The organism is Micromonospora sp. H61 (genome assembly GCF_018070325.1).
Classification (GTDB): Bacteria; Actinomycetota; Actinomycetes; order Mycobacteriales; family Micromonosporaceae; genus Micromonospora; species Micromonospora salmantinae.
On the sequence record NZ_JAGPXY010000171.1, the window covers coordinates 1 to 3,102 of the forward strand.

The 3,102-nt window shown below is 58.5% G+C and carries 3 protein-coding genes; all 3 read right to left on the bottom strand.

The window, feature by feature from the left end:
* The coding region (locus KBX08_RS32735; RefSeq protein ID WP_210787626.1) for a helix-turn-helix transcriptional regulator at positions 1 to 918 on the bottom strand (918 nt) is incomplete at its 3' end.
* Positions 919 to 1,099: 181 nt separating this feature from the next.
* Positions 1,100 to 2,305, bottom strand: coding sequence for an AAA family ATPase (locus tag KBX08_RS32740; RefSeq protein ID WP_247670458.1), 1,206 nt, complete (start codon positions 2,303 to 2,305; stop codon positions 1,100 to 1,102).
* Entirely contained in the window at positions 2,226 to 2,969 is a 744-nt protein-coding gene (locus tag KBX08_RS32745; RefSeq protein WP_247670459.1) for a DUF6414 family protein, read from the bottom strand. The genes KBX08_RS32740 and KBX08_RS32745 overlap by 80 nt, the downstream gene beginning before the upstream one ends.
* Between the last annotated feature and the right edge of the window lie 133 nt (positions 2,970 to 3,102).

Below are 3,102 nucleotides of genomic sequence, written 5' to 3' on the forward strand. Positions count from 1 at the left end.
CATTTCCAGCGCCCGGTCGTTGGCGCGGCTGTCCGCAGCACCAAGATACCGCCAGACGCTCCCTTGTTGGACGGCGAAAAAGGATGGTGTATACCAGTAGCCCCATGGAGACAAAGGTTCCTCTGCTGATTGAGCCGAGAGGTCGGACGCCTCCGACAGCCGCGCGAGTACGTCAACGCTAGATGCTCCGGCCATGGCTAGACCTCTGGCCTCCTGGCCTGCGCAGTAAGCGCGTAGGGCCGCGTTCACCGTCTCGTCCCGCCGCGACTCCCGCGACAGCTCGATCATGGTCGGGAGGTCGTGCCGTAACTCCGCCTGGTGCCCCTGAAAGGACAGTACGGTGGCGATAAGATCCGTGTTGCCGGCCTCAGTGGCCCAGTGCAGGGCCCTCGCGTTCCAGACCTTGGCGGCGCGCACCTCTCCCCGAGCGATGCACAGCCAACCCGCGAACTGCGCCCACTGCCCAGCCACGTCGACAATGCGCGGCCGCACGTCGTGCGGAGAACCGGTGAGCAGACCGGTCACGGTGTCGAGGTGGGCGCGGACCGGGCCCATGATCGGTCCTGATCCGATTGCATCCTCCAGCCGACGGTAGCCAGCAAGAAGGCCAGCGAGCGCCTCCCCAGTGGCACGATCCACCCGACCGGGATGCGTAGTCACGTACGCCAAACGGTCGTCCCCATCTGGGGCATCAACGACCAGCATCTCCAAAACACCGTTAGCCTGCAATGCCTCGTCGAGCCGGATCGCTACGTCTACCGTTGGCTTCGTCTGTCCATTTTCAAGCTGGTGAACGAGGCTCTTACCATAGTTGACGGCGGCGGCGAGTTGCCGAAGAGACAGCCCTCGCGCGTCGCGAAGCCGCCGCAGCTCAGCTGCGAAACGCGGGTCGACGATCGTGCTTGCGCGCGGGGGCATGACAGCAGAACCCCTACCTCGATCACTAGGAGCCTAAGATTCCTTGAATGTCGATAGTACTACTTCCCAGCCTCGGACGCCCTCCACCGCAACTCACGCGCCTCGCTGAGCGGTTCTAACGTTAGGCGGAATAGGCTTCAACCACAGGATAGCTATGAGCCATTCGAGTGCCCGGTGAAAGCTATTCCAGCTCGGGCTCTTCACGGAGAAGTGCTCTTACGAGTATTAACGAAATGAGTTCCTCGACGATCTTGCCGAGCTTTCTGACGTTGGTCGAATTTTCGGCGAACAGCCCCATTCGCGCCATCAGAAAGTCCACGTCCAAATACTTTTGCTCCTCGTAGGAAAGCTCCGCGAATCGCGCCTTGACCACTCGTTCTACCACCTGAAGGATCTCGTCCCGAGAGAGGGGCTCGAAAGCCACTAGCGAGTCGAATCGAGAATAAAGGGCGTCGCCGAGCGCCTCTCGAATCTCGTTCTGGGACCCATAGTTCGAGGTGCAGATAATTAGCGACGGACCGATTTTAACGCTATAATTCTTGTCTTCGAAAACACCGCTGTCAAACAGCTGGTAGAAGGCACTGTGAAAAACCGAATTAGCCTTGTCGAACTCATCGATTAGGATGACGCCAGATTCTCGGTCTAATAGGTCATGGGCGAAAGATGGTTCGCCATGCATGCCGCCGAACAAATACGAAGCAAACTTGTCACTGTGAAACATTGAAAACTGCTTGCGCAGGAGCGTACCGCCGAGAAGGTCGTTGACAAACTGTGCAGTCTCGGTCTTGCCAACGCCGGAAGGACCATAGAACATCAGCACGACAGGCTTCGTTCGTCGCCGCGTGGTCAGCGGGTACAGCGCGGCGAGGAGCGTTTCCTTCACGGCCGCCTGGCCGACCAGGTGGCTGCCGAAGCCATTGCGGAAGCGGATAAGTGTATCCCGAGTCACCATCGGGTATTCGTACCGCTTCACATCGATAGCCTTGGCGGTCCGCTCCATTTGCGCATGCACGTGAGCCGGCGGATTATGTAGATGGAGGCACTCTGGATCAATGGAGCGAATGAACCCCGCGAAGTTGGTGATCGCGTGCTCGTTTAGGCTGGCGTAGTCGCCTGACTCCGCCACCACGTGCCCCGACCGCTCTCGCTCCTCCGGTTCGTTCTCCTGCTGGCCGGGGACGATGACCTTGAGCTGACGGTTCACTTCGTCGCGCGCGTACACGATTTCCATGAGACTGTCGCACGGCAGATCTTCGACCTGCTCGTCAAACCACGACAGAGGGCCATAGTAGACAGTTACCTTCGTGTCACTCGGCATATTCAACGCCCGCCAATAGCACGTCGTAAACGTCGAGAAGCGTTCGATTGGCGGCGGCGCGGGAATCATCTAGCAGTTCCAGTGCGGTCATCGTTTGCGCCGTGGCGTCGTTAGACATTTCGGATTCGATGCCGAGCCCATCTTCAGTGGCCTCACCGACGAGAATGCCATGAAAGACAAGTCGCATTCGCCCAAGATCGGTGAGCCCATAATTGTTTCGGAAAGCCCTGATATTGAACCGCAGCACGCACTTCGAACCATTTCCCGTATGCGCGCCGAGCAATTCGTAGTAGCCCTTCGCACTTTCAAGGGCTTCATCCAGCCGAGCTAGATCCACGCCCGTTTCGTCGGTCTTAGCAATGATCATATATGGCGTGTACATCTTCATATACGCCATCGAACCCTCGGGCGCCGTCACACGAAGGTCAACCAGCCTCATAATTCGATCGTCGTCGTCGACCGCTGCAAGATAGTCGGTGAGAATTGTGTTCGAGAGGGTCTTGCTAAGAATGCTCTTACCCGCACGGGAACCAGCAAACCCGGCTCCAGTCTCTCCAGCAACACCTAGGAACGGCAGCCAGCCGAGCTTCGCCGATACCTTCGCGTCGACCTCCGCGTGGACCCTCTTCGTCCGCTCTTTGACCTGCTCACTGGTCGACATAGCCTTCCCGCCAGCCGTGATGTCGAGATAATCCGAGGCGGATTCCTCGTCAAAATAGACCACCTTGATCATGGACCGCCGAGCATCCCCTTTACTAGGCGCCATCAGTTCGCACTCCGCTCGCCATCATTCCGCATATCACCCTTTAGGTCGCGTAGCAGCCAGCATCGCACGCTTGCAGCTGCGGACTGGCACTCCTTGTAGT